The sequence below is a fragment of the Blautia sp. AF19-1 genome, assembly GCF_003479155.1.
Taxonomy (GTDB): Bacteria; Bacillota; Clostridia; order Lachnospirales; family Lachnospiraceae; genus Fusicatenibacter; species Fusicatenibacter saccharivorans.
The window spans coordinates 34,921-60,398 of record NZ_QUGQ01000021.1; the positions used below are offsets into that span (position 1 = coordinate 34,921).

Consider the following 25,478-nt stretch of genomic DNA (forward strand, 5'->3'; position numbering starts at 1 on the left):
TGCGTCCATGTATGTGTCATTTACACTTAAAATTATGCACTCCAGCGGGCCGAACCATATTCCAAACCATGTCGATATTTCTTGGCGTTCTTGCTTTTAAGATACACCGCCAGCCTCAGACCAACACCGCAGCACAGCCCTACCAACAAATCCAATGGATGCAGGCTTGGCCAGAAACTTTGCAACGCCCCAGGCAGAACTGCAACCAGCGAAAGAAACTTTTCTGAAGCATCTGCCCCTTGTGCCATTCGCCATGCCTCTCCCAAATTGGTAGCAAACAGCCCAAGCAGGATATACGGCATATTCAGCAAAACGAGCTTTTTGATGTCCAATGTCTTTTTCATCGTTCCAGCTCCTTTCGCTTAGTGCGGTCCACTACAGCATTTTTAACCATCTCTTTGAACTGGTTAAGTTTTGTCAGTACGGACGGGCGCTCTGTTTTCGTTGCCTTTTTGACCTTTTTGTTGGTGTACTCTGTAAAAGCTGCTGTCAGAGCATCTGCATCACGGCCTTTGAAAAAAATCAGGTACTTTGGCGGAGAACTGCTGCGGTCCTTTTTCACCGCATAATCCACACCATATTTCCGGGCGATTTTCTCAAACTCCTTGATAGAGGGGTCTGTGATCTCAATGTTGGATATTCCCTGATTCTGCCCGACAAGCTGCTTCACAGTCTGTTTTCCATGCGGAACAACCGGCGCATCACGGCTTCTCTGCTTTTCCAGCTTCTTTTCCTTCCGATGTGCCATGTACTTGCTTATGGCAGCCTTAAACATTCTGCCGGTAAACTTTGTTCCACTGACAACCAGCGTCAAAGTTCTGTTTTCCACTTCTTCCTGCATTTTCTCGCCTCCTTTCCACGAAGTTTGCAGGGAATCTCTTTTTTTGCTAAGGCGGAACCACCAGCCGCCGCAGAAGATAACGCTTCATACCGCCCTCCTTAGCGTAACTGGTCAGAATGGTCATAGTGCAGATTGCCCTGGCGTACCTTTGCGTGGCTCAAAATCTTAATCTGCCCCTTTTCCTGACTATCCAGTGCTTTTTCATAACCGGTATCCGACAGGAACAGGCGGGTTCGTTCGCCTTTCCAGCCAACAGGGGAATCGTTCGTCAGCACATCAAAAATAATCATGTGCCGGGTGTCCTCCGCAAAACGCTGGAGGTCCATATATCCATGACCGTGATAATTCTGCGCTCCTGCCTTTGCCCGCATTTCTTCCATCAGCTACCCTATGGTCTTTCCCTCAGACATCATGCTTGCTCCTTTCTCCCGGCAGTTCCGGGCAATAAAAAAGCGACCATTTACCAGCCGCCATACAGATCGTGATTTACTTGTGAGGTGTAACGATTGCTTATCGTGGTCGGTGCATTGAACAGAACGGTCAGAAGATACTGCTTCATGTTGCGAATTTCCGTGGTGTTCTTCTGTAAACAGTCCATGACAAACTCAATGTGCGAGTTATCCAGCTTCAAGAACCTGGAACGAACGATTTCATGCGGAAAATCACTTCCTGCAATACGGGTGGTCTTTCGCTTTGCACAGACCGTTTCCACGATTAGCTCCACAATCTCATCCAAATCCTCCCGATAAGTTTCATACTGCTGACACAGGTATTCATACCCGATATTCTCCTGAATCAATTCCCGATAACTCTCTATCTCTGTGAGTGACATCGCATCCCTTCCTTTCCGTTCCGGCAGACAATCTGCCGCGCAATCCCGGAAGGGAATGGAATCGGTACTTGATCCATAAATATTTTGTTTTTGAGTATTTGATTTCTCTATATTTAATTCTGCGGGCTTTTCCGTATCCGGTTTATCCATATACGGGTTTTCCGTATCTGGTGAATCCGTATCCGGTTTTCTAAGCTGTGGCTGCTCGTATATGACATACTCTGTATCGCTGATGCGTCCCTGCCGGTCACGCAGCTTGTGCCGCACAATGTAACCGGCAGCCTCCAATTCCCGCAACGCAACGCCTATGGCATCCACGCCCTCCTTACAGATCTTTGCAAGACCACGGGTGGTGTAATTCCAGTCCTCTGGCAAAGATAACATCATGGAAAGCAGTCCATTGGCTTTTAACGACAGGTTTGCATTTCGTAAATGATGATTGCTCATCACGGTATAATCACGGGTCCGTTCAATGCGAAAAACGGCCATCGACCTCACTCCTTCCAAATTTTGGGTACAAAAAAACCACAATCCTAAATCAAAGAATTGTGGCGTTCAACTTTCTCTATATTTTCTTGTGCATTTCTTTCCCGGCTTAAAGTCGAGGATGTGTCCCTCAACAACACGGGCATACCGCTTGATTTTGATTTTCCGGCGCTGATGATCTTGGAGAGCGTTCTAATAGCTGTCCTCTGCAAGAAACAGACGCATTTCATCACCTCTGCTCCCGTAAGCACTGCACGGATGGAGAACAACAAATTCAATCATCCATCGGGTGCTGTCCTTAAAGCGTTCCACAGCAAGAATGTTATGTCCTTTCAGCTCCCTTGCTAAAATATCTTTCATAGGCGGCTCCTTTCATCGCTCCTGGTCTCTCTGACGTTTACGCTGCCATTGTTCCAATAGCTTGATAATGGTCTCCTGCATCCTGGCTGGTGTGTAGCTTCTGGGAAAATACTTCCGCAGAGTGTCAGAAGTAAAAGTAACCCTATCCAGCAGTTCGGGAATCAGTTCTGTCAGTCGAATAAATCTTTGAACCTGATTTCTACTTGACCCCGCCTGTTGTGCCAAAATTTCGTCAGCCCGCAACTTCGTCCCAACTTGGGACGAAGTTAAATCCACTCGCTCTCCCTGATGCAAGCACGATAGTCACTTTCCTCCTCGCCATGACAAAAAGCACCCAGTTATTTGTTACTGAGTGCCTGCATTAGAATCGTATTTAATTGTTCAGATTTGGTCAGATTATGCCAAACCCTCCAGCGAAAAATCCGGTGTCTGAGAGTGCCAAATCACCCTCAAAAATACCCCCGAAATTGTTCTCTGGTTGTCCTATTTTTTAACCACTAAGACCGTTTTTTGACCCCATTTTTGCCGACTGTCCTATATTTAACCACTAAAAATCGGGTGAAAACGGTTCTCGTTTTTCCAAATTTGGTCAAACTATATCAGCCCGTTTAGATATAGTAAAACCCCGGAAAACCTTGGCTTAACAGTGATAAGGAACTAATTTACTTATCAACTGTTAGCTGACGGTTTCCGGGGTGCATACGGACAAATCCCGTCTGATTTCTAACAGAAAGTCAGACGGGATTTTCGCTTTATATTACGAATTATGGAGGACATACCATGAAAACCTTAATATCTTGTGCCTACAATATGGATAATTGCTGTGTGGAAGTGAAATTCAGCGACGGCAGTATGATTGCGATTGACACTATCGTCGTTGAGAACGAGATTGCTGACAATATGTATCAGCGGTCAGAGCTGGATTATTTGATCTACAACGCTCCTTTGGAGTATGCAGACCTTATCTTGAACGGCGATCCCGAAACCTATTTGAAAACTGTAACAGAATACAAGCCTTGGGATAGCTGACAACACGCTGCCCGCAGGAGAAAATCCTGCGGGCGTTTTTCTGTTTATATTATTTCCCTCCGTTGGATCTCAATTTAGGAAAGAAGATGACAATCTTGAAGCTCTTTCCCCACTGGGAAGCTGCTTCCAGATGAAGATTTAGATCGTCGGCCATCTTCTTAACCAGGTAAAGTCCCATACCGGTAGCCTTCTTTCTGCTGTCAGTAGAATCCCCGGTAAAGCCCTTTTGAAAAATGTACGGCAGATTATATTTTTTTACGCCAATGCCGTTATCTTCAACAGAAAGGATATCTGCAGTCTCCGAATGTATCACGGAAATTGTAAGCATGGGACTATCGCTGCTATATTTGATGGCATTGCTAACGATTTGTCCCAACATAAACTGAAGTCCTCTACGGTCTGTATAGACTGTTTCAGATTGCAGTTTGTTGAGAATGACAAAATGCTTCTCTTCAAGAAGTGGGGCATAGTCCTCCAGAACTTCACCCAAGCAGTCATTCAAATTGACATCCTCAAATCGGTAATCCTTTGTACTGCTCTTCAACCGGGCATAGTACAGCATCTGCGTGACATCCTCCTGAAGCTGACTGCGGACATAATCCAGCTTTGCTTGCAGGGAAGGAGAGATTTCATCGTTCCGGTTATCCAAGAGCATGGTCAGCAACGATAGGGGCGTTTTCGCTTCATGTGCCCAGCCCTCCACGTATTCTTCATAGTCCCGTAGGGCATCCGCCATATTGTTACTCTCGTTTTTGTATTCCCGTAAAACCGAAGCCAAAAATCGGACAGATTCTCCTTCTTTCTGACTAATGGCACTGAGCAGCCGTTCTTCATTGCAGATGGTAGGATCACTGAGGAAATCTCGGAACAGTTCCATGTGGGTGTTCTCCCTCTTGTTTAGTACAAACAGAATCGCTGAAAACAAAAGGATGCTCGTCAGAACTACTAACCCGATCAAGGTTTGAAATACCTGAATGTCAGAAATCCAAAGAATGACAGCGCAAAAGCAATCCACGCCCAGCAGCAACAGAAGCCAGGGGTAGTACCGTTCTATCATGTGCCAAAGCTGCTTCATAGAGACACCTCCGCTTCCAAACGGTAGCCCATTCCTCGAACTGCAACGATTCGCTGCTTCATTTCAAGGGCGGACATCGTTTTTTTCAGCCGGGTTAGGTTAACCTGCAAGGCATTTTCATCTATGTATTCCGTGGTTCCCCATAGTGCCATGCAAAGCTGCTCCGTCGTGACCAGAGCATCGCCGCCGGACAAAAGAGCGACCAACAGTTTTCCCTGATTTTTTGGAAGCACCACAGAGGTATTATGAATATAAAGCGTGTAGGTCTGCTGGTCTAACAGGAAATCTGGTCCCTCTATGAGATTGGTACGGCCTTCATACCTTTTGAGAATATTGGATACCCTGGCAAGAAGTCGATCTTTTCTGCACGGCTTCGTCAAATATTCATCGGCACCCAACTGGAACGCTTGCAGTTCATCCTTTACCTGATCTCTGGAAGTCAGCACCAGGACGGGGATAGCAGTTTTATTCTTTAGCTCCTGGCAGATTTGAAAGCCACTGATCTCCGGCAAGTTCAGGTCTAAGATCACAAGGTCAGGGCGGAGGGCTGCCAAGAGCCGAGCGGCATCTTCAAACTCGGTAATTGCCTCCACAAGATAGCCGTCCTTTTGGAGCATATCGCAGAGTTCTTCCCGCATATAGACTTCATCTTCCACAACAGCAATTCTTTTCATGACAGCACCTCCTTCCAAATTATTCTTCTCTCTGCGGCTGCATCAGTGTCAGCAAATACCGATCACTGGAGCGCTTGACCACTCTCATATAAATATATTCTATCACGCAAAGTAGTAAAATCATAGCAGCAGATACAAGCAGCATTTCAGACACTGTCCCACGGGTTCGGGACGAGAGTATCCCTGTAAATAACGCCCTGACTCCAAACAGACTGCTGACAGCCGCAACCAATACAGGAAGTCCCATAAACCAGGTAATTTGCTTTCCAGCAGACTGGCAAAGGGTTTCGTAAGTAGCTCCCAGGCGGATCAGGGTCTGGTATCTGCGCCCGGTTTTCTGCTGACTCATCAGGAACTGAACACCCACGATGGTGTTGGCAACTACCAGGAAAACAATCGCAAGATAGAGGGTAATATAACTGGATGCTATGGTGTAGAAAAGCTGACGACCTATATTCTGAAGATAGCTTTCATATTCAATGCCAGTTTCGTCCAGCTTCTCGTTCAAATCCAAATATGCAGTCATAAGGCTATTTCCATCCAGAGCCTGCTCACTGAGCACCGCATTGACATAGGTATCATACATTCCCTGGCTATAATATAGGAATGCTTCATCCGGAAGAATCAATGCAAAGGACAAGGTTATAGAACGGTCCGTGACCAAATTCACAGACTGAACCTCTCCTGTAAGATGAATCGGACTACCATCCAGTTCCACCTTGGGCTGTCCGGCCAATACTTGGTTCAGCATTGCGGTACGACTTACCGTAGTAAACTCTGTATCAATATAGACAGCGGCCTCCTTTTCGCCTAATTGGAGAGCCGGTTTGCCGGACAATTCCAACAAACGATTATAGTCCGATAAACAAATCAAATATGGGTATGTGGCATAACCAAGATTGTTCAGAAGGACATCCCGGTCTTCCGACTGGGGCAGGCTCCGAAGAGAGTCCATAACAGCGTCCATGCTGTAGGCATTATCATAATCTTCTGTGGTGCGAATACGCCCAACCCTCATTTCAAAAAGCTCTGAAAATTGATTTTCCAAACCGTTTTCTTTCAGGGCTGCCTTTATATTCGGAAGAACCTGCGATGAATCTTCTGCAGTATGATCTTCAAAAGTATAGTCGATTACATGGCCAGAAGACAGGCTATTCGTTCCTGCAATTCCTACGCCCGCACCAAAACAACACAGCGCCGCCAGAATCAGCAGGGAGCTGATGGCCATGGAGGTTGACTGATGAATAACATTCTCCTGAATCTGCCGGAAGGTAAATACATGAAGCTGCTTATTTCCTTTTCCTTTCTTAACAATCAAAGCAATCAGCGCACGCATCCCATAGAAAAGCAGCATCGTACCAACTATGCCCAACAGCAAAGTCAGTCCCATCATACTTACCTTTGTCCATGCAATTCCCTGAATCGCCATGTAGTAAGCCACTGCCAACATCACACTTCCGCATATAGCAGCCAGTCCATAGATAACAGATGGCATTTGCTTTTTGGGGCGGTTCGTTGGCTGGGATAGCAAAGTACCGATCTCCTGGCGGCTGATTCGTCCACTCAAAATCAGAAGTGCCGTCAGCTTAATTGCCAGAAATCCTGCCAGCGTCCATTCAATTGCAGACCAGGATAAAGAAAACTGATGACCGATGATCCCCATGCCTACCAGCTTGGCGGTGACAAGACTGACAATTTCTGAAAGCACCACAGCCACAGGTAAGCCTATGAGCATGGCAAGAATACTGGTCAGGAAATCTTCCGCCAGAAGCATACCAAACAGTTTACTTCTACGCATCCCCAACATTAGATAAACACCAAACTCATGCCGTCTGCGCTCGAACTGATACTTGCAGGCAAAATAGATCAAAAAGAACAGAATACCGAGGGTCATCCCATAAAACGCAGGAATCAGAAGCAGGAGTTTGTCAACTGCGTCACTCTCCATTTTCTGCAAAAAGAGCATCACATCTTGAGTGGAGATGGAAAGAATCATGTAAAAGGCAACAATAGAAATCACCAGGGAGCTGAAAAACAGACCGTTTTCCTTTCGGCTGCGGTGGCTGTTCCGAAGAATGAGATTAGAGAACATTTGCGCTGCCCCCTCCCAGTTGCGCCATCACCTTCAGGATGCGCCCGTAGAACTCCTGCTGGCTTTCGTCTCCACGCCGAAGCTCATGAAAGATCACGCCGTCCTGGATGAACAGAATGCGCTTGCAAAAGCTGGCGGCATTGGAATCATGGGTTACCATCAGGATCGTAGCTTGTTCGTCACGATTCAGGCCGGACAGCTTCTCCATAAGACTTCTTGCGTTCTTAGAATCCAGCGCACCCGTCGGTTCATCGGCAAGGATCATTTGGGGATGTAAGATCAGAGCCCTTGCTGCCGCAACACGCTGACGCTGGCCGCCGGACATCTTGGACGGAAACTTATCCAGAACATCAGTGATTTCCAGATAGTCAGCCAACTGCTTCAGCCGCTGGCTGCTTTCTGCTTCGGATACCCCATGCAAGGAAGTCGGGAGCAGGATGTTTTCCCTGCCAGTCAGGTTGTCCAGCAATTCAAAGTTCTGGAATAGATAACCAACTTTTTTGCCACGGTACTCTGCAAGAGCCTTTCCCTTGAGGGATTGCAGAGTATCGCCTTCCACCTGAATGCTTCCACCTGTGGGTTGAATCACAGTCGCAATACAATTGAGCAGTGTGGATTTACCGGAACCGCTGCTTCCCATAATGCCGAGAAACTCTCCCGGCATCACCTGGAAGGTGATCCCATTCAGTGCCTTTGTTTGACTTGGCACATTGCCATAGATTTTTGTTAAATTTTCAATATTCAAAATGGGTTTCATGTGAATACCTCCTATCATTTGTAATAAAATGATAGCATGGGAACACAGCAAATACCACTTACAGTGGTTGTAAGGATTCAAGATATAAGTGGCGGCTCAAGGGGGACGAGCATATATTTTGTAAGAGCATCAGGCGACAATGATAAAATATACCGGATCGCCTCCTTGGCAAACCAGTTCGTTTTAATTGTATCCCAATCAGCAAGCCGAATGATTTCTGCTGTGCCGTTCTCAAAATCAACTGACATTTCGCCCCATTCGCCGTCGCAGTCTGCCTGGTATTCGTAGATTGCGGCGGTGATTTTCTTTTTGCGCTTGGTTTTGGATTTCTGTTTCAGCCGGACTGCATGGATAGCACCCTCGGCAACCAAAAACTCCGTCAGCTTGTCCACTGCTTTCCGGTAGGCTCGCTCTGCACCGCTGGCTGTGCTGCCCTCAAACATAACCGCCAGTTCTTCAAAGGTGGGGCGGTTCTTCCATGAGCCGACACGCCCACAGGTCATACAGATCGCCAGCCGCTTTTCAAGCAAGGTTTGCTCCCGGTAATTCAGTTTCTCAAATGCCCGCTGCACCTTTTCAGCCTGTATGCCGTTCCAGAGGATGTCGGTATAGTTCCATGTATCATCAAGGGCAACATCTTCACCTGTTTCCTCGCCATCCTCGTCCGTTACATAGAATGGCTGCTGATTGCGGATGCCACGGACTACTTTCAGGTATCCTTCCGCAAGGGCAAGGTCGCAGTTGTATTTCTTTGCAAATTCACTGACCGCATCCTTGGTGTTATGGTACAGCCACGCCATTGACCGCACCATTTTGTAATTGGTCAGAGAGGATACCGACCATTTTTCTTCGCCCATGCGGAAACGGAGCATAGCATCCCGAATGAACGGAAAAATGTATGTTGCATACTCCGCACCTTTGGCAGGAGCATAGTCCATCAGCTTTTGGAGCATTTGCTCCCGGCAGGACAGTTTTATATCCAGAAAACGGTCTGTGTCGTATCGATTGCCGCCATCCACACCGAGAAAGGTTTTGATGCGCTTGTTAAGTTGCAGCTCGTAGTGGTGGAGAAAGAATGAGAAATATTTCAAGTCTTTTTCCCGTAGGGCAGACAGGATATATTCGTTCGGATTGTCTACTGCAGGCGGTTCCGGTTCCAGCTGGAAGATGCGCTCTGCAACATAGGGTGGGATGCCATCATCGGATGGATTGACAGCGTGTTTCGGTATGTATCCGGTCATATTCCATGAAAAATCATTCAGCATAGCGCACCTCCTTCCAGTTTAGTAATACTCATAAATATCCCGTGATCAACTAATGGGTTATTTATTACTTTATTTTCTTTAACATACGGTGATAAATAGGTGCATTTGGTGCAGGAGTTGTGATTGGGAGCAGAAGTCCCCCTTTGATAAATTGTTCCACACGCAAAGCAATCCACCCATCACCGATCCCTAATTGATTCTTTCCAAGAACCTGTCCAACAAGCACGCTTTCCCTAAACTCGTCGTCCAGTGTATCCAATTCTCGAAGAATAAATGTATCATACAGAGTTTCTGATACGCTGACCAGTTTGCCGTTTATAACAGCACGAAGAGGAGAATTTTCCTGTTGGAGTTCTCTCCAGCGGTTAGCCAAACTACGAAGGTAATTTGTTGGCAACTTCTTCCCAAGAGATGCCATCCGTCCCAAGTGATAAGGTTCAACTTCTCCCCAACCGTTATACTGGACAATGCATCCATCTGGTCTTGTTTCCCACATTGGAAGCTCCACAATGGTAATATCCAATTTTTCAAAGCCGATTGGTCGTAGTTGTTCCAGAAGCCAATACAATCCGCACACATCATCTGGGTCTCGTCCGACCCAAACACGAATCGGCTCTCCGTTTTGTGCTTTTTCCAGTAGTGTAGCATAGTTCTTTCGGGATGTATTGAGAAGTTCAGTTACGATTTCAGATGCCATATCGGGCAGTATGCTTAGTAGCAAAGATAATGCCGACTCACGCTCCAAACAAATTCCTGCTTCGGAGATGTTGCCCACAGACAATGCCAGCGGAAGATTAACTATGTCCTTACGATTTCCTTCCAACGGTATAGCATTCTCCCAACCAGAACGCTCCCGTTCTTCTGCTTGATGCTGGAACTTTTCTATTTCTTCTTTTGAAACTGTCCCATCAGAGATAATTACACTGGTTGCTCCGCCTAAAAAACCCTTATGTCCAATCGCAACCGCCATAGTCCCTGCGGCACTGTCGCTAAATACTACTTCTAACATAACGTTGCTCACCTCTTAGCTAAATTCAAATTCTTTTTATTGCTTCTTTCTTCAACGCAGCCTGTCCCATTTCTTTTTCATAATCACCCTTGGCGTAAGCGACATTGCCCAGCGCCCGAAGCATCTTATCTTTCGCCAGTTTTTTCATAACCTCTGCAAGATCAGCGTCCAGAGCGCCACGCTTCACATAGCGGTTTATGGTATTCAGTCGCTTCTCATAAATCTGTTTCAGCGGATGATCGTCCGCAAGTTCCCGCTGTTCTCTGCCTTTCAGGTTACCGATCTGCCGGCAGGTGCGGTGCAGCTTGTCCCCCGGAGCGTAGCCGCCGCAGTATTTGGTGTGCCTTGCATTGGTGGTCAGAAACCATTTGCCGCAGATTTTGCATTTTTTCGGTGCATGGCCAACACACAGGCCCTCAAAGAGATCAGACCGGAACATCCCCACAAAGGATACATAGTGCATCCGCTTGACCAGCTTCGCAACTTTTTCGCCGGGACGGATGACGGATACATACTGAACGGAATTGTTCAGGGTAGACATCCAGGCATTGCCCTCCGTGATGGAAAACTCCGGCGGGAAATAATTGCCGAACATTCTGGCAAAGCCCTCTGCGGTGCGGTCAGCTTCGTTGCCGTCTGATTTTTCTGCAAAATCAAGCATGGCCGTTTGGTATTCCCCAAGGGAGTATGCCAGATGCCCGAAAACTGCGGTATAGCGTTGGAGCATCATCGCATCGGCAAAGTTCTGGATTTCTTCAAATTGCAAAGAATTGGTTGCGGCTTTTATGGCAAACTCCACATATTTCAGCGCATTGTCCACAGTAAAGACTTTTTCAATCCGTTCTCTGTGCTTTGAGATATTCATATAGGAGAACGGCGGTGTTTGACTGAGAATATCAAGCATCGTCAGAGCAGCTTCCGTTGCAATAGGACAGAGTGCAGAAGCATCCTGTCCGGCGTTTAATATTCCAAGCAGCAGATTGATTTTCTCGCATTGCTCGTTCATCTTTGCGATGGTATCCGCAGGGACATTCAGCGCATCACAGGCAAGAGCGCCGACAGGAAGTGTTTTTCCCTCATATATGACCGTATCCTGCCAAAAATCCAATGTCATCAGTTCTTGGTTCATGCTTGCCCCTCCTGTCCTGTTTTTTCATTTTCTTAATTCTATCATGCTAATGTAAAGAAATCTACATCTATCCATAAGTTGTCCTGTTTTTTGAAACGGGGTTGTCCTCCGATTAGCCTGTTTTTTGAAAAATCCGGCATAACCATAGTAGAAGGAGCCAAACCCCTGCCAATCACGGCGGGTGTTTCGTGCTTTCTAAATACTATGAACGGAGGTTTTTCTATGACAATCTATGAAATCATCAAGGCGGCAATCAGCGTAAAGCAAGCCGCAAAACACTACGGGCTGAATGTCAACCGCAATGGTATGGCTTGCTGCCCGTTCCACAACGACAGGCATCCGAGCTTGAAGCTGAACGAGGATTATTTCTTCTGCTTCGGCTGCGGAGCCAAGGGGGATGTAATCGACCTTGTGGCAAGACTGTTCGATCTGAGCAGTTATGAAGCAGCGCAAAAGCTGGCTGCGGACTTCGGGCTTGACCCGAAACCGCCCACTGCCGCAGCTATGGTCAAGCCAAAGCGTCCCTATATCCGTCAGTTCCGGGAGAATGAAATGCTGTGTTTCCGGGTGCTGACGGATTATCTGCATCTGCTGGAAGATTGGAAAATACGATACGCACCCAAGACACCGGAAGATGCTCTGGATGACCGTTTTGTGGAAGCCTGCCAGATGCACTGCTATATCGAATATATGGCAGATGTGCTGACGGTGGGTGATCTGGAAGAACGGGTGGCATTGGTGGACAAGCTGATGCAGGACGACAAAATTGCTTTTCTGCAAGAGTATACCGCACGAAAGAAAAAGGAGGTGGCGCACCGTGGCGAAGAACCGGAAAACGCCTAATATGAATTTTCCTGTCTGGTTTGACGGGCAGAACATCAACGAAGCTCTGTTTTGTGAAGAATTTCTGCATGAGCGCAGAATCATCTTCGCAAACGGAGCTTTTTTCACGCCCGATGGTCGAGTGACGGATGACCTTCCTCTGCGTGGGGAGATTTACGACAAGCTGAAATTTTGTGCCGTGAACAACATCCCACGGAAGATCACCAACATTCTGGAAGTGCTGAAACTGGAAGCGCAGGTGTCTGACTTCCCTCCGGAGCAGGATCGCATCCATGTTGCCAACGGTACGCTGCTCTTGAACGGCACTTTCACCGAAGGCAGACCGGCTATCGTGCGAAGCCGTCTGCCTGTCGGCTATAATCCCGATGCTCCTGCACCGGTGATCTGGCTGAACTTTCTGGATGGGTTGCTTTACGCCGAGGACATTCCAACTTTGCAGGAGTTTATCGGCTATTGCCTGATTCCCTCCAACAAGGGGCAGCGCATGATGGTGATTAAAGGCAACGGTGGCGAGGGTAAATCTCAAATCGGTGCGGTGCTGTCCACCATCTTCGGCACGAATATGAAAGACGGCAGCATCGGGAAGATTTCTGAAAACCGTTTTGCCCGTGCCGATCTGGAACACATCCTGCTGTGCGTGGATGATGATATGCGGATGGAAGCTCTGCGTCAGACCAACTATGTAAAATCCATCGTGACTGCACAGGGCAAAATGGACTTGGAACGCAAGGGCAAGCAGAGTTATCAGGGCTGGATGTTTGCCCGGTTGCTGGCATTCAGCAATGGTGATCTGCAAGCCCTATATGATCGCAGCGATGGTTTTTACCGCAGACAGCTTGTGCTGACCACCAAAGAAAAGCCCATGGACAGAGCCGATGATCCTGACCTTGCAGAGAAGATGAAAGCTGAAGCCGAGGGTATCTTCCTGTGGGCATTTGAAGGCTTACAGCGGCTTGTTGCCAACAACTTTAAGTTTACGGAGAGTGACCGTATCCGGAAAAACCGGGAAGCGGTCAAGCGTGACAACAACAATATCTTTGATTTCATGGAGTCGGAGGGATACATCCGATTGAAAGCGGATGCTTCCATCAGCTCTAAGGATTTCTATGAAATCTACCGGATGTGGTGTGAGGAAAACTCCCTTGCACCGCTGAAAGCCCGTAGCTTCAGCGATGCCATGATTGCCAATGCCGGGAGATTCAATCTGGAGCATTGCAACAACATCACCAACTCTGCCGGACGGCGGGTGTGGGGCTTTATGGGCGTGGAAGCTGTGGCAAGACCTCATATAAATGGATTTTACGATGTTTCGCCGTGTACGTACGTACCGGAGGACTGGCGGGATTGATTTTGCCAGTCATGCTCTGTACGTATGTACGCAGCATTTACCCCTGTTTTCTTCCGTTATAGGAAACAGCAGCTTTCAAAGCTGACCTGTTTTCGGGCATTAAAAATCAATGGTAATGGAAACAGCAAAGTTTTTGACCGCAGGACGAAACTATTTCACGAAATCGTGCTTCTCTGAACCGTGTACCCTGTTCACGGAACAATGGGTGTTTTCACTGTTCCAGACCAAACCACACAAAACGGCAAAGTGGGATATGGTCATATATGGACAGGACATCACAAGCGAAATTCTGAACGGATTTCGGAGATTGCAGATTTTTCACTGTTCGGTGCATCCACTCCACCTTGGAGCGCAGAGGTTGCACCGACACATGAACTGAATTATGGAGGATTTTATCAATATGAATATACGCAACGAAATAAAGGCACAGATCATCCGTGCCGGGATGACCATGCAGGAAGTTGTTGACCTGCTCTCGGACGAGTACGGATGGAGCGACAGCGTTTCCAACCTGTCCGCAAAATTACAGCGGGAAAGTATACGATACAAGGAAGTATTGGAGCTTGCCGCTGTGCTTGGTTACGACATCGTATGGCAGAAAAGACGGGAGAAGTGATACCCCGGCAACAGCCCTCCGCATCTCCCGTCCCCATAGGCGCACCGCAGTGCTGCCCATGGACAGGCAGTGAAAGATACGGTTTTCGCTGCCATCGTCTGCAAGAAATGTTCCGCAGAACAGCTTCATGCAGACGGGCTGACCAAGGTAAAAGGCGCAGACATTTTGCCTTGGTCAGCAGAGGTCACCGCAGTGACCGCATTCCCCCTCGGGAGAGCCCTCGGAGAGCCCACGGCACTTTGTAGCCAGCATGGATGAAAGTGTAATAGTGGGTTATTACACTTTGAAAAAGTGCCGTTCCTCAGCCCTCCGCTGTCTGCAAATCTTAAAGAAAGGACAAAAATCTATGGCAAGAAATGATGGAATTGATCGTACCTTAGCCAGAAATCAGGACTTGGAAACTCCGGATGATGTGACAAAAGTACAGGAACACAATGAGCGTGAAAAAGACCGTTATTCCAATGTGGACATCGTGCCGGAACGTACTGCGCTGAATGTTCACTTCAAGTCTCCCACTGACGATTATGTAAAAATGTTTGAGCAGATGGAGCAGGACAAGATCATCTCCACCAGAGGGCTGAAACCGGATGCCGTCAAATATGGCGAGTTGGTTTTCGATGTGAACTCCGCTTATTTCTACAACCACGGCGGCTATGAGTTTGCAAAACAGTTTTATGCCGATGCCTATAAAGCCGCCGTGGAGATCGTGGGCGGTGAGCAGTATATCCTCTCCGCTGTAATGCATGCCGACGAGCGCAACCGGGCAATGTCGGAAGCTCTGGGTGAGGATGTGTACCACTATCACCTTCATGTGGTTTATATCCCGGTGGTGGAGAAACAAATCCTGTGGTCGAAGCGATGCAAGGATGAATCCCTCCGGGGAACGGTAAAGGAAACGATCACACAGGTCAGCCGCAGTAAGAAGTGGGAATCCAAACCCGTTCTTGATGAAAACGGAAATCCTATGTTGAACGCAAAAGGGAAAAAGATTTTGAAGTCGTCCTACAGTGTGCTGCAGGATGACTTTTTCAATTTCATGCGAAACGCTGGTTATACCGATGTAGAGCGTGGAGAATGTGGCAGCACCGAAGAACATCTGACGGTGACACAGTTCAAGGTACAGGCCGAACAGCAGCGTTTGGAAGCTGTGACCGGACAGGTGGCACAGGCCGAGCAGAGCTTAGCGGATGCCAAAGCTGCCACGGAGAAGCAGAAAAAGAAACTGGAAGCTCTGAAAAAGGAAACTCAGGCTGCTAAGTCTGTTGCTATGACTGCACATGAGATTGAGTCGATGGGCAAGAAAAATCCCATTACGGGAAATGTTACCATGACGGCGGATGAGTGCCGCACGCTAAAGGATTATGCGGTCAGCAGCTTTGCGGAAAAGTCTGAGAAGCTGAAATACAAGCAGAAATTCGAGCAGGCAGATAAAAACGCAAAGATATGGAAAGACCGTTTTGAAAAACTGAACAAAGACTATGAGGAGCTGAAACAAAAAGCCCAGCCTTTCCTGGATGCGATTGAGATTGCATCTGAAAAGGTCTGGGCTTTTATCAATGCCATCCTCGCCAGGGGAAAGGAACTGTATGAACACAAACACCCTGCCCGCAATCGTGGACAGGACATGGAAATTTAAGAAAGGAACTATTTGCCTATGAAGAAAACCGTAGATGAAATTAACAAGATGATTATGGAAGATGCCCCGATGGAAGAAATCAACGATGCCATCGGCTATATTGATATTTGCTCCTGCTTCGATCCGATTTTTGAGCCGCCTATTGATTTTCTGGAAGAATGCCGCAAGCGTTGGGAAGCGGCACAGTCCTCTTTCTGCAAAACCATTGAGTGCAAGATCGGAAACACATGGTATGTGATTGAAACGGAGTGTGATGGAAATGAGCCACTTACCGACAAGGTAAAACGGCTCATTTTTTCTGACAAGGGGGTGATTTGTTAATGACTGCGACACAAAAGCATGATATAATTCCAATATGCACAACGGTACTGTCGGCTGACCAACCACCGAAGGAGGATATTATGTTGGATCAGCAGAAAATTACCATTCTCTATTGCCGTCTGAGCAACGAGGATGCCCAGGAAGGCGAGAGTAACAGTATCGCAAATCAGAGAGAGTATTTAACCCGATATGCCCGTGACCACGGGTATACAAACCTGAAAATTCTGGTGGATGACGGCTATACGGGGACGAACTTCAATCGTCCCGGTGTGCAGGAAGGCTTTGAGCTTGTCAAGCAGGGGCTTGTGGGCTGCTGGCTGGTCAAAGACCTCAGCCGCTTTGGTCGTGACTATCTGACTGTTGGACAATATACGGATATTATCTTTCCGAGTTATGATGTCCGCTTTATCGCTATAAATGATGGCGTAGACAGCAACCGGGGAGACAGCGAGGGCTTCGCCGCAATCCGTAATCTGTTCAACGAGTGGTATCCCCGTGATACCAGCAAGAAAGTCCGTGTCAGTTTGCGGCAGAGAGGAACCAGTGGGAAGCACATGGGCAAACCGCCCTACGGATACCGCTGTGACCCGGAGGACAAGGATCACTGGATTCTGGATGAAGAAGCGGCTCCGGTAGTCAAGCTCATCTTCGACCTTTGCATTGACGGCAAAGGCCCGGAGCAGATTGCAAGGATTCTGGAAGAAAAGCAGATTATGACCGCAAAGGCACTCTATGCCAAGCGAAAGAAAAAGCCGATGCCGGAAAGACCGTACCACTGGGGCAACCAGTCCATTGCAGGGATTTTGGAACGGCAGGAGTACACAGGCTGTACCTGCAACTTCAAGACTTATTCCAAGTCCTACAAGCTGAAAAAGCGGATTCCCAATGAGCCGGAGAATATGTTTTATCTGCCGGACACACAGGAAGCGATTGTATCTCAGGCACAGTTTGACAGGGTGCAGGAACTGAGGAAAAACAAACGCCGCCCCGCAAAAGCGGAACGGCAGGGATTGTTCTCCGGGCTTCTGTTTTGTGCCGATTGCGGCGGCAAGCTCCACTTTGCCACAAGCAAAAGCTTTGAGGGCAAGCAGGATCACTACGTCTGCAACAACTACAAGAGCAACCGTGGTACTTGTACTGCCCACTATATCCGGGAAGATGTGCTTCGTGAAATCGTTCTGGAACGCATCCGGGCAGTCAATGAGTATATCCGAAGCGATGTGGACGGTTTTCAGGAGGAATGGCTGCAATGCCGCAGGACTGACCAGGAGCGCAGCATCCGGGATGACAAAAAGAAGCTGGAACAGGCAAAGAAACGCCTTGCCGATCTGGATGTCATCATCGCCCGGCTGTACGAGGACTATGTTCTTGGAAATCTCAATCAGGACAGATACAGAAAGATGTCTGCGGACTATGAAGCGGAGCAGGAACGGTTAAAGCTCGAAATTGAAGTTATCGAAGAATGGGTGGAACAGCGGGAAGAAATGAACGACGGTCTGGATGCCTTTATCGCCCTGACACAGAAATATGTGGATGTGGAGGAGCTGACACAGACCATCGTGAACGAGTATATCAAGAAAATCATCGTCTATGCCCCGGACAAATCCAGCGGCAAGCGCAAGCAGAAAGTGAAGATTTTCTTCAACTTCGTGGACGATGTAGATATTCCCGTTATTTCCGAGCCTATCATCACGCAAACAACCTATGAACACAGAAAAACGGCGTGACCTTCGGGTCACACCGTTCTCTGCGACAAAATAGTTACTTGTCACTATTAAGCCTTGATTTTCCGGGCTTTTTGAACCATTTTGATACGGTCTGAACAGCAGATTATCTCTTGCTGAACTGAGGTGCACGACGTGCAGCCTTGAGACCGTACTTCTTACGCTCTTTCATTCTAGGATCACGAGTCAGGAATCCTGCTTTTTTCAGAACTGGTCTGTAGTCGTTATCTACAGTCAGAAGGGCACGTGCAACACCGTGACGGATTGCTCCTGCCTGTCCTGTGTATCCGCCGCCGTGAACGTTTACGATCACGTCGAATTTATCGGATGTCTCTGTAGCTGCCAGAGGCTGACGAACGATAACTTTCAGGGTCTCCAGACCAAAATACTCATCGATGTCTCTTTTATTGATGGTAACTTTACCAGTTCCCGGTACAAGATATACTCTTGCGATAGATTTTTTTCTTCTTCCGGTTCCGTAATATTTTGCGCTAGCCAATGTTCTTTACCTCCCTATTAAAATGTTAATACTTCTGGTTTCTGAGCTGCATGAGCGTGCTCTGCACCAGCGTATACGTGAAGTTTTGTGAACATCTGTCTTCCAAGAGGTCCTTTTGGAAGCATGCCTTTCACTGCAAGTTCAACAACCTTCTCCGGTTTCTTAGCCATCATCTCACGAAGAGTAGCTTCTTTCATTCCGCCTACATAATCGGAGTGGCTGTAATAGATCTTCTGATCCAGTTTTTTACCGGTTACTGCTACTTTATCAGCGTTGATTACGATTACGTAATCACCAGTATCTACGTGCGGAGTGTACTCCGGTTTGTTTTTTCCACGTAATACTTTTGCTACTTCAGATGCCAGACGTCCTAATGTACATCCTTCTGCATCAACAACATACCATTTTCTTTCAATCTTATCTGGATTTGCCATAAAGGTGTTCATGGATATAACCTCCTGTGAAAAATTCAATTTACTGTTTCATGTATATAGGAAACCGCCTTACCGGGGCTTATGGCATCGGCGTTTTCAAACTACGTCACACATTTAGTAATTATATTATACGGATTTTGGAATGTCAACTGTTTTTTACCCATATTTTGCATTTTTTCGTAAACTGCGAGTCCCATTTTGCGGGAAATACAGACCACTTATGTCTTTACTCGAAATCCCATTCGGGATACCGAATCTGTACCAGTGTCAGACCCTCCGGCCTTGCCGTTGCTCCCGCCATTTTTCGATCCTTCGCCGCAAGGATTTCTTTTACTTTTTCCGGCGGATAATCGCCCTTTCCCACCTCAAGCAGTGTTCCGGTGATAATCCGTACCATATTGTAGAGAAAACCGTTTCCGGTGATCCGGAAGCGGATCAGATCGTCTTCTTTTTCCAAACTCGTTTCATAGATGGTACGGACCGTGTCGGTCACCTCCGGTTTTGCTGTTGCAAAGCTTTTAAAATCATGCATGCCAACCAGATACGATGCTGCCTGCCGCATCGCATCCACATCCAGCGGGCCGTACCAGAAATAGGAATTCAGTCTCCGCGTCGGATCTGCAAAGGTGCGGTTCAAAATCCGATATTCATACGTTTTAACTGTTGCGGTAAAACGCGGGTGAAAGTCCGGCGGCACTTCGGATGATCCCTGAATACGGATATCTGCCGGAAGCCGTGTGTTGAGTGCAAATGCGATACGGTCCGCCGGCATTCTCGCATCCGTATCAAATACCGCAACATTGCCGAGAGCATGTACCCCGGCGTCGGTCCGGCTTGCGCCGATGCAGGCCGTTTTCTTCGCAAAAAGATCGGAAAGAGCCTGATTTAATACTTCCTGTACTGTAATGCCGTTTGGCTGCACCTGCCATCCACAGTAATTTGTGCCGTCATACGCTACAATCAGCTTAATTCTGCGCATTCTTCTCCTCCGTTTTCGCCAAAATCAGAGTCCACACACGCGAAGGCCAATACTGCACACAAGGTATGCCATAAGGACGCCATACGCCGCATAATCGCGCGTCTGATACCGAAGCGGCTTCATCTGTGTTCTTCCCTCTCCTCCGTGGTAGCAGCGTGCTTCCATTGCCAGCGCCAGATCATTTGCACGGCGGAAGGCTGAAATAAACAGCGGCACCAGAAGCGGCACCATGTTCTTTACTCTCTGGATAATATTTCCGCTCTCAAAATCCGCGCCGCGCGCCATCTGCGCTTTCATAATCTTGTCTGTCTCTTCCAGAAGAATCGGGATAAAACGGAGCGCGATTGACATCATCATGGAAATCTCATGCACCGGCACATGGATTTTTTTCAATGGTCCGAGCAGGCTTTCGAGTGCATCCGTCAGCTGGTTCGGTGTTGTCGTCAGCGTCATCAGCGAAGAGCCGATCATCAGGAAAATCAGACGCACCGACATACGGCATGCCATGGCCACACCCTCGTGGGTGATCGTAATTTTCCAGATACGGACGAGCACCTCACCCGGCGTGAATAAGATGTTAAATACCATCGTAATCGCGAGCAGCACAAAAATTGATTTCAGACCCTTCGTGATAAATTTGAACGGTACCTTCGACAGTTTAATCATCACCGCAAGGAATACGGTTCCAAGCAGATAGCCCCAGTTGTGGAACAAAAAGAGGGAAATGACATAAACGATCGTTCCTACAAATTTCACACGCGGGTCAAGCCGGTGCAGAATGGAATCTGCCGGGTAATACTGTCCCAGAGTAATATCTCTTAACATACTTCTGCTCCTTTTTTCCCGTTTTTCTTCTGACTTTCCAGTGCCGCAAGAATCGTATCGCGCGCCTCCTCAACCGTTGTCGCCGTTACATCCACGTCCATGCCGTGTTCCTTTAGCGCATGCATAATATACGTCATCTGCGGCGCCGCAAGACCGATTTTCTCCAGCTCTTTATAGTGAGCGAAGACTTTCTTCGGTGTATCGTCAAACGCCACATGACCGTGGTTCATGACAATAATCCGCTCTACATATTTTGCAATATCCTCCATGCTGTGCGATACGAGCACGACCGAAATGCCGCGCGTCTTATGCAGCAATGCAAGCTGATCGAGGATTTCATCGCGTCCCTTCGGATCAAGGCCCGCCGTCGGCTCGTCAAGCACCAGAAAATCCGGGTTCATGGCAAGCACACCGGCAATCGCAACACGACGCTTCTGACCTCCGGAGAGTTCAAACGGCGATTTTTCATACATTTCCTTTGGAAATCCGACATGATCCAGTGCCTCTTCCGCCCGTTTTCTGCATTCCTCCGGTGAAAGTCCCTGATTTTTCGGTCCGAAGCAGACATCTGTGATCACATCCGTCTCAAAGAGCTGATGCTCCGGGTACTGGAAAACCAGTCCCACATGGCTTCGAAGCTCTCTTAGCGGATATCCTTCTTTCCAGATATCCTCTCCGTTATACAGCACCCGTCCCAATGTCGGGCGGATCAGACCGTTCAAATGCTGCACAAGCGTCGATTTTCCGCTTCCCGTATGGCCGATAATCCCAACAAACTGGCCATTCGGAATTTCAAGATTGATATGCTCCAGGGCGTGCATTTCATATGCCGTTCCCGGGCTGTATGTGTACGTTACATCTTCAAGTTTCAATGACATAATGCATTCACCAGTTCTTCAATGGTCAAAATTCCCTCCGGGAGATCTACACCATTTTTTCTCAATTCATAAGCCAACAGTGTCACTTGGGGTACATCAAGACGGAGCTCTTTTAATTTCTCCACTTCGGAAAAAATCTCCCTTGGCGTCCCCTGCATTACCAGTCTGCCGCTGTCCATAACGAACACACGGTCCGCAAAAACAACCTCTTCCATGTAATGCGTAATCAGAATAACCGTAACGCCCTTTTCTTCATTCAGCTTACGCACAGCGCGAAGAACCTCTTTTCGTCCGTTCGGATCCAGCATCGCGGTTGGTTCATCAAGAACAATACATTCCGGCTGCATAGCCATCACTCCTGCAATTGCAACCCTCTGTTTCTGACCTCCCGAGAGCTTATTCGGAGAGTGGGCCCGGTATGAAATCATCCCGGTCGCCGTAAGGCTCTCCTCCACCCGTTTCCAGATTTCATCGGTCGGGACACCCAGATTTTCCGGTCCAAAGCCGACATCCTCTTCCACCACATTTCCGATGATCTGGTTATCCGGGTTCTGGAATACCATACCGGCTTTCTGGCGGATCTTCCAGACATCCTCCTCATCTGTCGTCTTCATATCGTCCACCCACATGGTGCCTTCTGTAGGCACCAGCAGCGCGTTGATATGTTTCGCAAGCGTTGATTTTCCGCTTCCGTTATGCCCGAGCACCGCAATAAACTGTCCCTTCTGGATTTCCAGGCTGACGTCCTCGATCGCTTTTGTTACTTCCGGCTCCTGTCCTTCCTCCTCATAACGGAGGTATTCATACCCAAGGCCTGCCGCACGTATCATACCCATGACATTATTCCCCGCTTTCTTCGGCATCCGAGCGGATTTCATCAATCAGATTCCAGATCTCCTCGCGTCCCTGTTTTGTCTCTGCAGAAAACGGAATCACAATCGTATCTTTCTCAACCTCCAGCGTCTCGCGGATCAGCTTGATCTGCTTCTGAAGCTGGCTGCGCTTGATCTTGTCCAGCTTCGTCGCAATGATGATCGGCTGATAGCCGTTTCGAAGAATCCAGTTGTACATGATGCGATCGTTGTTGGACGGTGCATGACGGATATCAATCAGAAGAAATACTGCGTGCAGCATTTTTGACTGATGCAGATAATCCTCGATCAGCTTGCCCCATTTTGCTTTAACCTCCTCGGAGGCTCTCGCAAAACCGTATCCCGGCAAATCCACCAGATACATTTCCTCATTGATGTGGTAGTAGTTGATCGTCTGTGTTTTTCCCGGCTGCGCACTGGTACGCGCCAGTGATTTCCGATTCATCAGGGCATTGATGAGAGAAGATTTTCCAACATTGGATTTTCCCGCAAATGCCACTTCCACCTGACCGGTATCCGGCAGTTTACTGGTGATTCCGCAGACATGCTGCAGCTCTACCTGTTTAATTACCATACTTTTCTTCTCCTGTTTTTTGCATCTTCTGGCCTTACTTCTTTTCCACAAGTGCCAGTTTTAATACCTGTTCCATGCTGCCGACAAATTCGATCTGCAGTCCGTCTGTGATCTCCGCATCCAGTTCTCTTACATCCGGCTCATTTTTCTCCGGAACGAGAACCATATGGATACCGGCTTTCTTTGCCGCCAGCAGCTTCTCTTTTAAGCCGCCGATCGGAAGCACACGGCCGCGGAGCGTAATCTCTCCGGTCATCGCAACGTCTGCTTTTACCGGAACCTTTGTGATCGCGGAAACCATCGCCGTCGCCATCGTAATACCGGCAGACGGGCCATCTTTTGGAACGGCTCCCTCCGGAATATGAATGTGGATGTCGTGTTTCTCGAAAAATTCTTTCGGAATCTTATACTGCTCTGCCACGGAACGAATAAAGCTGATGCCCGCCTGCGCAGACTCCTTCATCACATCGCCGAGCTGGCCGGTCAGCAGAAACTCTCCTTTTCCCGGCATCACATTGACCTCGATCTGCAGCGTATCGCCGCCGACTGCCGTCCAGGCAAGACCGCGCACAATACCAATCTCCGGTTTTTCGTTGGCCGGCTGGAACTCATACCTCTCTTTTCCGAGGAACTCTTCCAGGTTTTCTTTCGTCACAACAACCTCTTTTACCTGTTCCTCGAGAATCTTTCTCGCACTCTTTCTGCAGATTCTGCCGATCTGGCGCTCCAGGGAGCGGACACCGGCCTCTCTGGTGTAGCCGCTGATCACTTCCATCAGCGCCTCATCCTCGATCACAAGCTGTGCTTCTTTCAGACCGTTCGCCTTCTTCTGCTTCGGAACGAGATGTTCTTTTGCGATATGGAACTTCTCGTTTTCCGTATAGCTTGAAATTTCAATCACTTCCATACGGTCCAGCAACGGACGCGGAATGTTCTGAATATCATTTGCGGTTGCAATAAAGAGCACCTCCGAAAGGTCGATCGGAAGCTCTACGTAATGATCGGCAAATTTATTATTCTGCTCGGAATCGAGGACCTCAAGAAGTGCGGAAGAGGTATCTCCCTTGTAATCTGCACTTACTTTGTCGATCTCGTCGAGCAGCATCAACGGATTTTTCACCTTCGCCTGATGGAGTCCCGCCGCAATGCGTCCCGGCATCGCGCCGATGTAGGTTCTTCTGTGGCCGCGGATCTCCGCCTCATCCCGCACACCGCCGAGACAGATGCGGACGTATTTTTTATTCAGGGCTCGCGCCACGCTTCTCGCAATCGAGGTCTTACCGGTTCCCGGAGGGCCTGCCAGGCAGAGAATCGGGCTCTCGCCTTTCTTCGTCAGGGTGCGTACGGCCAGGAATTCGAGGATTCTCTCTTTTACTTTCGAAAGACCGTAGTGATCTTCCTCCAGAATCTCGCGTGCTCTTGCCAGATCTTGATTGTCACGGGATGCCTTATCCCACGGAAGCCCCAGCAGTGTCTCGATATAGCCGCGAATCACGCCTGCCTCGGACGGATTGTTGGCCGAATTTTCCAGACGGTGAATCTCCTCGGAAATCCGCTCTTTTACCTCTTTGGAGGCTTTGAGCTTCTCAAGCTGCTTCTTATAATTTTCAATCTCGGTCCGGGAATTGTCCTCGCCGAGTTCCTCGCGGATGACTTTAAGCTGCTCGCGCAGAATATAATCACGCTGGTTCTTATCGATCCGCTCTTTGATTTTTCCCTGAATCTCCGAACGGATCTCCTGAATCTGAATCTCGTTGGCGATCATGACGCAGAGCGTATCATACCGCTCGGAAAGCTCCACAGCCTCCAGCAGTTTCTGGCGGTTTACGTAGTCGAGGGGCAGATTCATGCAGATCTGGTCCACCAGCTTTCCGACTTCTTCGGTTCCGAGGATCTGGCCTGCCAGTTCCTTGCTGACTTTCTGCGTCTGCTCGCAGTAGACGGCAAACAGCTCTTTTAAGTTGCGCAGCATTGCCTCCTGCTCGATATCGGAAAACTGCATTTCGTCCGAGCCGGTAAACAGCGCCACCTCGGCGCGGAGATACTCGCTCTCCTCTTCCTCGAAGTTCAGCAGTTCTGCACGTCTTTCTGCTTCTACGAGAATCCGCAGAACATCTTTTGGCATTCTCACAACCTGTTTGATGACCGCAATTGTTCCAATTTTATACACATCAAGCAGACCCGGTACTTCCGTATCCGGGTCTTTCTGTGTAATCAGGAAAATTTTCTGGTCTCCCAGCATCGCCTCCTCGACCGCACGAACCGATTTAGGTCTGCTGATATCAAAATGTACAATCATATCCGGCAGAATCGTCGTTCCACGCAGCGCAATCGCCGGTAATACTTTTGTCACTTCTTCCATTTAAGTTTCCTCCTGCGT

At 48.2% G+C, this 25,478-nt stretch carries 25 protein-coding genes and 3 pseudogenes; 7 read left to right on the forward strand and 21 right to left on the reverse strand.

The features are described 5' to 3' along the window. Positions 1-41: 41 nt before the first annotated feature. The 6 genes and pseudogenes from DWX26_RS13420 to DWX26_RS13445 all read right to left on the reverse strand — a co-directional run. Positions 42-344: pseudogene (locus tag DWX26_RS13420) on the reverse strand (recombinase); the annotation flags it as partial. Continuing rightward, positions 341-841 (reverse strand): PcfB family protein, encoded by a 501-nt coding sequence (locus tag DWX26_RS13425; protein ID WP_118601611.1) that lies wholly within the window; start codon positions 839-841, stop codon positions 341-343. The gene DWX26_RS13425 and the pseudogene DWX26_RS13420, both read right to left, overlap by 4 nt. A 98-nt stretch (positions 842-939) precedes the next feature. Then, positions 940-1,221 (reverse strand): DUF5720 family protein, encoded by a 282-nt coding sequence (locus DWX26_RS13430; RefSeq protein WP_243030680.1) that lies wholly within the window; start codon positions 1,219-1,221, stop codon positions 940-942. 80 nt (positions 1,222-1,301) lie between these two features. Beyond that, complete coding sequence (locus DWX26_RS13435) at positions 1,302-2,162, reverse strand: DUF6017 domain-containing protein (RefSeq protein WP_118601612.1); 861 nt, start codon at positions 2,160-2,162, stop codon at positions 1,302-1,304. A 66-nt stretch (positions 2,163-2,228) separates the two neighbouring features. Continuing rightward, a pseudogene (locus DWX26_RS13440) lies at positions 2,229-2,519 on the reverse strand (DUF5720 family protein). 12 nt (positions 2,520-2,531) lie between these two features. Beyond that, positions 2,532-2,810 (reverse strand): annotated as a pseudogene (locus DWX26_RS13445) (ParB/RepB/Spo0J family partition protein); the annotation flags it as partial. A 489-nt stretch (positions 2,811-3,299) separates the two neighbouring features. Here DWX26_RS13445 and DWX26_RS13450 point away from each other — a divergent pair. Beyond that, the gene (locus tag DWX26_RS13450) at positions 3,300-3,548 is read left to right on the forward strand and encodes a DUF6061 family protein (protein ID WP_033121501.1); all 249 of its coding nucleotides are present in this window, start codon (positions 3,300-3,302) and stop codon (positions 3,546-3,548) included. Positions 3,549-3,597: 49 nt separating this feature from the next. On the opposite strand, the gene DWX26_RS13455 is transcribed toward DWX26_RS13450, so the two are convergent. From DWX26_RS13455 to DWX26_RS13485, 7 genes are all read right to left on the reverse strand, one after another. Next, positions 3,598-4,623 carry a sensor histidine kinase gene (locus tag DWX26_RS13455; RefSeq protein ID WP_055228679.1) on the reverse strand — a complete coding sequence of 342 codons (1,026 nt, stop codon included), beginning with the start codon at positions 4,621-4,623 and terminating at the stop codon, positions 3,598-3,600. Then, positions 4,620-5,297: a response regulator transcription factor gene (locus DWX26_RS13460; protein ID WP_055228678.1), complete on the reverse strand. Its 678-nt coding sequence runs from the start codon at positions 5,295-5,297 to the stop codon at positions 4,620-4,622. The genes DWX26_RS13455 and DWX26_RS13460 overlap by 4 nt, the downstream gene beginning before the upstream one ends. 19 nt (positions 5,298-5,316) lie before the next feature. Then, positions 5,317-7,389, reverse strand: coding sequence for an ABC transporter permease (locus DWX26_RS13465; protein WP_055228677.1), 2,073 nt, complete (start codon positions 7,387-7,389; stop codon positions 5,317-5,319). Beyond that, the gene (locus DWX26_RS13470; RefSeq protein ID WP_033121505.1) at positions 7,379-8,146 is read right to left on the reverse strand and encodes an ABC transporter ATP-binding protein; all 768 of its coding nucleotides are present in this window, start codon (positions 8,144-8,146) and stop codon (positions 7,379-7,381) included. The genes DWX26_RS13465 and DWX26_RS13470 overlap by 11 nt, the downstream gene beginning before the upstream one ends. Positions 8,147-8,223: 77 nt before the next feature. Then, positions 8,224-9,411, reverse strand: coding sequence for a hypothetical protein (locus DWX26_RS13475; protein ID WP_118601613.1), 1,188 nt, complete (start codon positions 9,409-9,411; stop codon positions 8,224-8,226). Positions 9,412-9,475: 64 nt separating this feature from the next. Next, a complete protein-coding gene (locus DWX26_RS13480; protein ID WP_118601614.1) occupies positions 9,476-10,420 on the reverse strand; it encodes a DUF3658 domain-containing protein in 945 nt (314 codons plus the stop codon). 25 nt (positions 10,421-10,445) lie between these two features. Beyond that, the gene (locus tag DWX26_RS13485; protein ID WP_118601615.1) at positions 10,446-11,549 is read right to left on the reverse strand and encodes a DUF6076 domain-containing protein; all 1,104 of its coding nucleotides are present in this window, start codon (positions 11,547-11,549) and stop codon (positions 10,446-10,448) included. 222 nt (positions 11,550-11,771) lie between these two features. Here DWX26_RS13485 and DWX26_RS13490 point away from each other — a divergent pair, with 222 nt between their 5' ends. The 6 genes from DWX26_RS13490 to DWX26_RS13520 all read left to right on the forward strand — a co-directional run bounded on the left by DWX26_RS13490 (position 11,772) and on the right by DWX26_RS13520 (position 18,040). After that, positions 11,772-12,392 (forward strand): CHC2 zinc finger domain-containing protein, encoded by a 621-nt coding sequence (locus DWX26_RS13490; protein WP_033121509.1) that lies wholly within the window; start codon positions 11,772-11,774, stop codon positions 12,390-12,392. A 1-nt stretch (position 12,393) separates the two neighbouring features. Continuing rightward, on the forward strand, positions 12,394-13,740 hold the full coding sequence (locus tag DWX26_RS13495) for a DNA primase family protein (RefSeq protein WP_117347204.1): 1,347 nt from the start codon (positions 12,394-12,396) through the stop codon (positions 13,738-13,740). 400 nt (positions 13,741-14,140) lie between these two features. Beyond that, positions 14,141-14,356 carry a hypothetical protein gene (locus DWX26_RS13505; protein ID WP_055228675.1) on the forward strand — a complete coding sequence of 72 codons (216 nt, stop codon included), beginning with the start codon at positions 14,141-14,143 and terminating at the stop codon, positions 14,354-14,356. 346 nt (positions 14,357-14,702) lie between these two features. Next, a complete protein-coding gene (locus DWX26_RS13510) occupies positions 14,703-15,992 on the forward strand; it encodes a plasmid recombination protein (protein ID WP_033121833.1) in 1,290 nt (429 codons plus the stop codon). A gap of 18 nt (positions 15,993-16,010) precedes the next feature. Continuing rightward, positions 16,011-16,313, forward strand: coding sequence for a hypothetical protein (locus DWX26_RS13515; protein WP_033121834.1), 303 nt, complete (start codon positions 16,011-16,013; stop codon positions 16,311-16,313). A gap of 80 nt (positions 16,314-16,393) precedes the next feature. After that, positions 16,394-18,040, forward strand: coding sequence for a recombinase family protein (locus DWX26_RS13520; protein ID WP_199572093.1), 1,647 nt, complete (start codon positions 16,394-16,396; stop codon positions 18,038-18,040). A 103-nt stretch (positions 18,041-18,143) separates the two neighbouring features. Here the strand turns inward: DWX26_RS13520 and rpsI are convergent, their stop codons facing one another. The 8 genes from rpsI to lon all read right to left on the reverse strand — a co-directional run bounded on the left by rpsI (position 18,144) and on the right by lon (position 25,460). Next, positions 18,144-18,536 carry a 30S ribosomal protein S9 gene (rpsI, locus tag DWX26_RS13525; protein WP_117509622.1) on the reverse strand — a complete coding sequence of 131 codons (393 nt, stop codon included), beginning with the start codon at positions 18,534-18,536 and terminating at the stop codon, positions 18,144-18,146. A 17-nt stretch (positions 18,537-18,553) separates the two neighbouring features. After that, on the reverse strand, positions 18,554-18,982 hold the full coding sequence (gene rplM / locus DWX26_RS13530; protein ID WP_055219851.1) for a 50S ribosomal protein L13: 429 nt from the start codon (positions 18,980-18,982) through the stop codon (positions 18,554-18,556). A 214-nt stretch (positions 18,983-19,196) separates the two neighbouring features. Continuing rightward, complete coding sequence (gene truA, locus DWX26_RS13535; RefSeq protein WP_055265739.1) at positions 19,197-19,949, reverse strand: tRNA pseudouridine(38-40) synthase TruA; 753 nt, start codon at positions 19,947-19,949, stop codon at positions 19,197-19,199. A 24-nt stretch (positions 19,950-19,973) separates the two neighbouring features. Next, positions 19,974-20,774 carry an energy-coupling factor transporter transmembrane component T family protein gene (locus DWX26_RS13540; RefSeq protein WP_118594635.1) on the reverse strand — a complete coding sequence of 267 codons (801 nt, stop codon included), beginning with the start codon at positions 20,772-20,774 and terminating at the stop codon, positions 19,974-19,976. After that, complete coding sequence (locus tag DWX26_RS13545) at positions 20,768-21,652, reverse strand: energy-coupling factor transporter ATPase (protein ID WP_055265743.1); 885 nt, start codon at positions 21,650-21,652, stop codon at positions 20,768-20,770. The genes DWX26_RS13540 and DWX26_RS13545 overlap by 7 nt, the downstream gene beginning before the upstream one ends. Further along, the gene (locus tag DWX26_RS13550; protein ID WP_118594702.1) at positions 21,643-22,488 is read right to left on the reverse strand and encodes an energy-coupling factor transporter ATPase; all 846 of its coding nucleotides are present in this window, start codon (positions 22,486-22,488) and stop codon (positions 21,643-21,645) included. Before DWX26_RS13550 ends, DWX26_RS13545 begins: the two co-directional genes overlap by 10 nt. 4 nt (positions 22,489-22,492) lie before the next feature. Further along, on the reverse strand, positions 22,493-23,098 hold the full coding sequence (gene yihA / locus DWX26_RS13555) for a ribosome biogenesis GTP-binding protein YihA/YsxC (protein WP_055219842.1): 606 nt from the start codon (positions 23,096-23,098) through the stop codon (positions 22,493-22,495). A gap of 34 nt (positions 23,099-23,132) precedes the next feature. Further along, positions 23,133-25,460, reverse strand: a complete 2,328-nt coding sequence (lon, locus tag DWX26_RS13560; RefSeq protein ID WP_055265745.1) for an endopeptidase La — start codon at positions 25,458-25,460, stop codon at positions 23,133-23,135. Positions 25,461-25,478 lie beyond the last annotated feature (18 nt).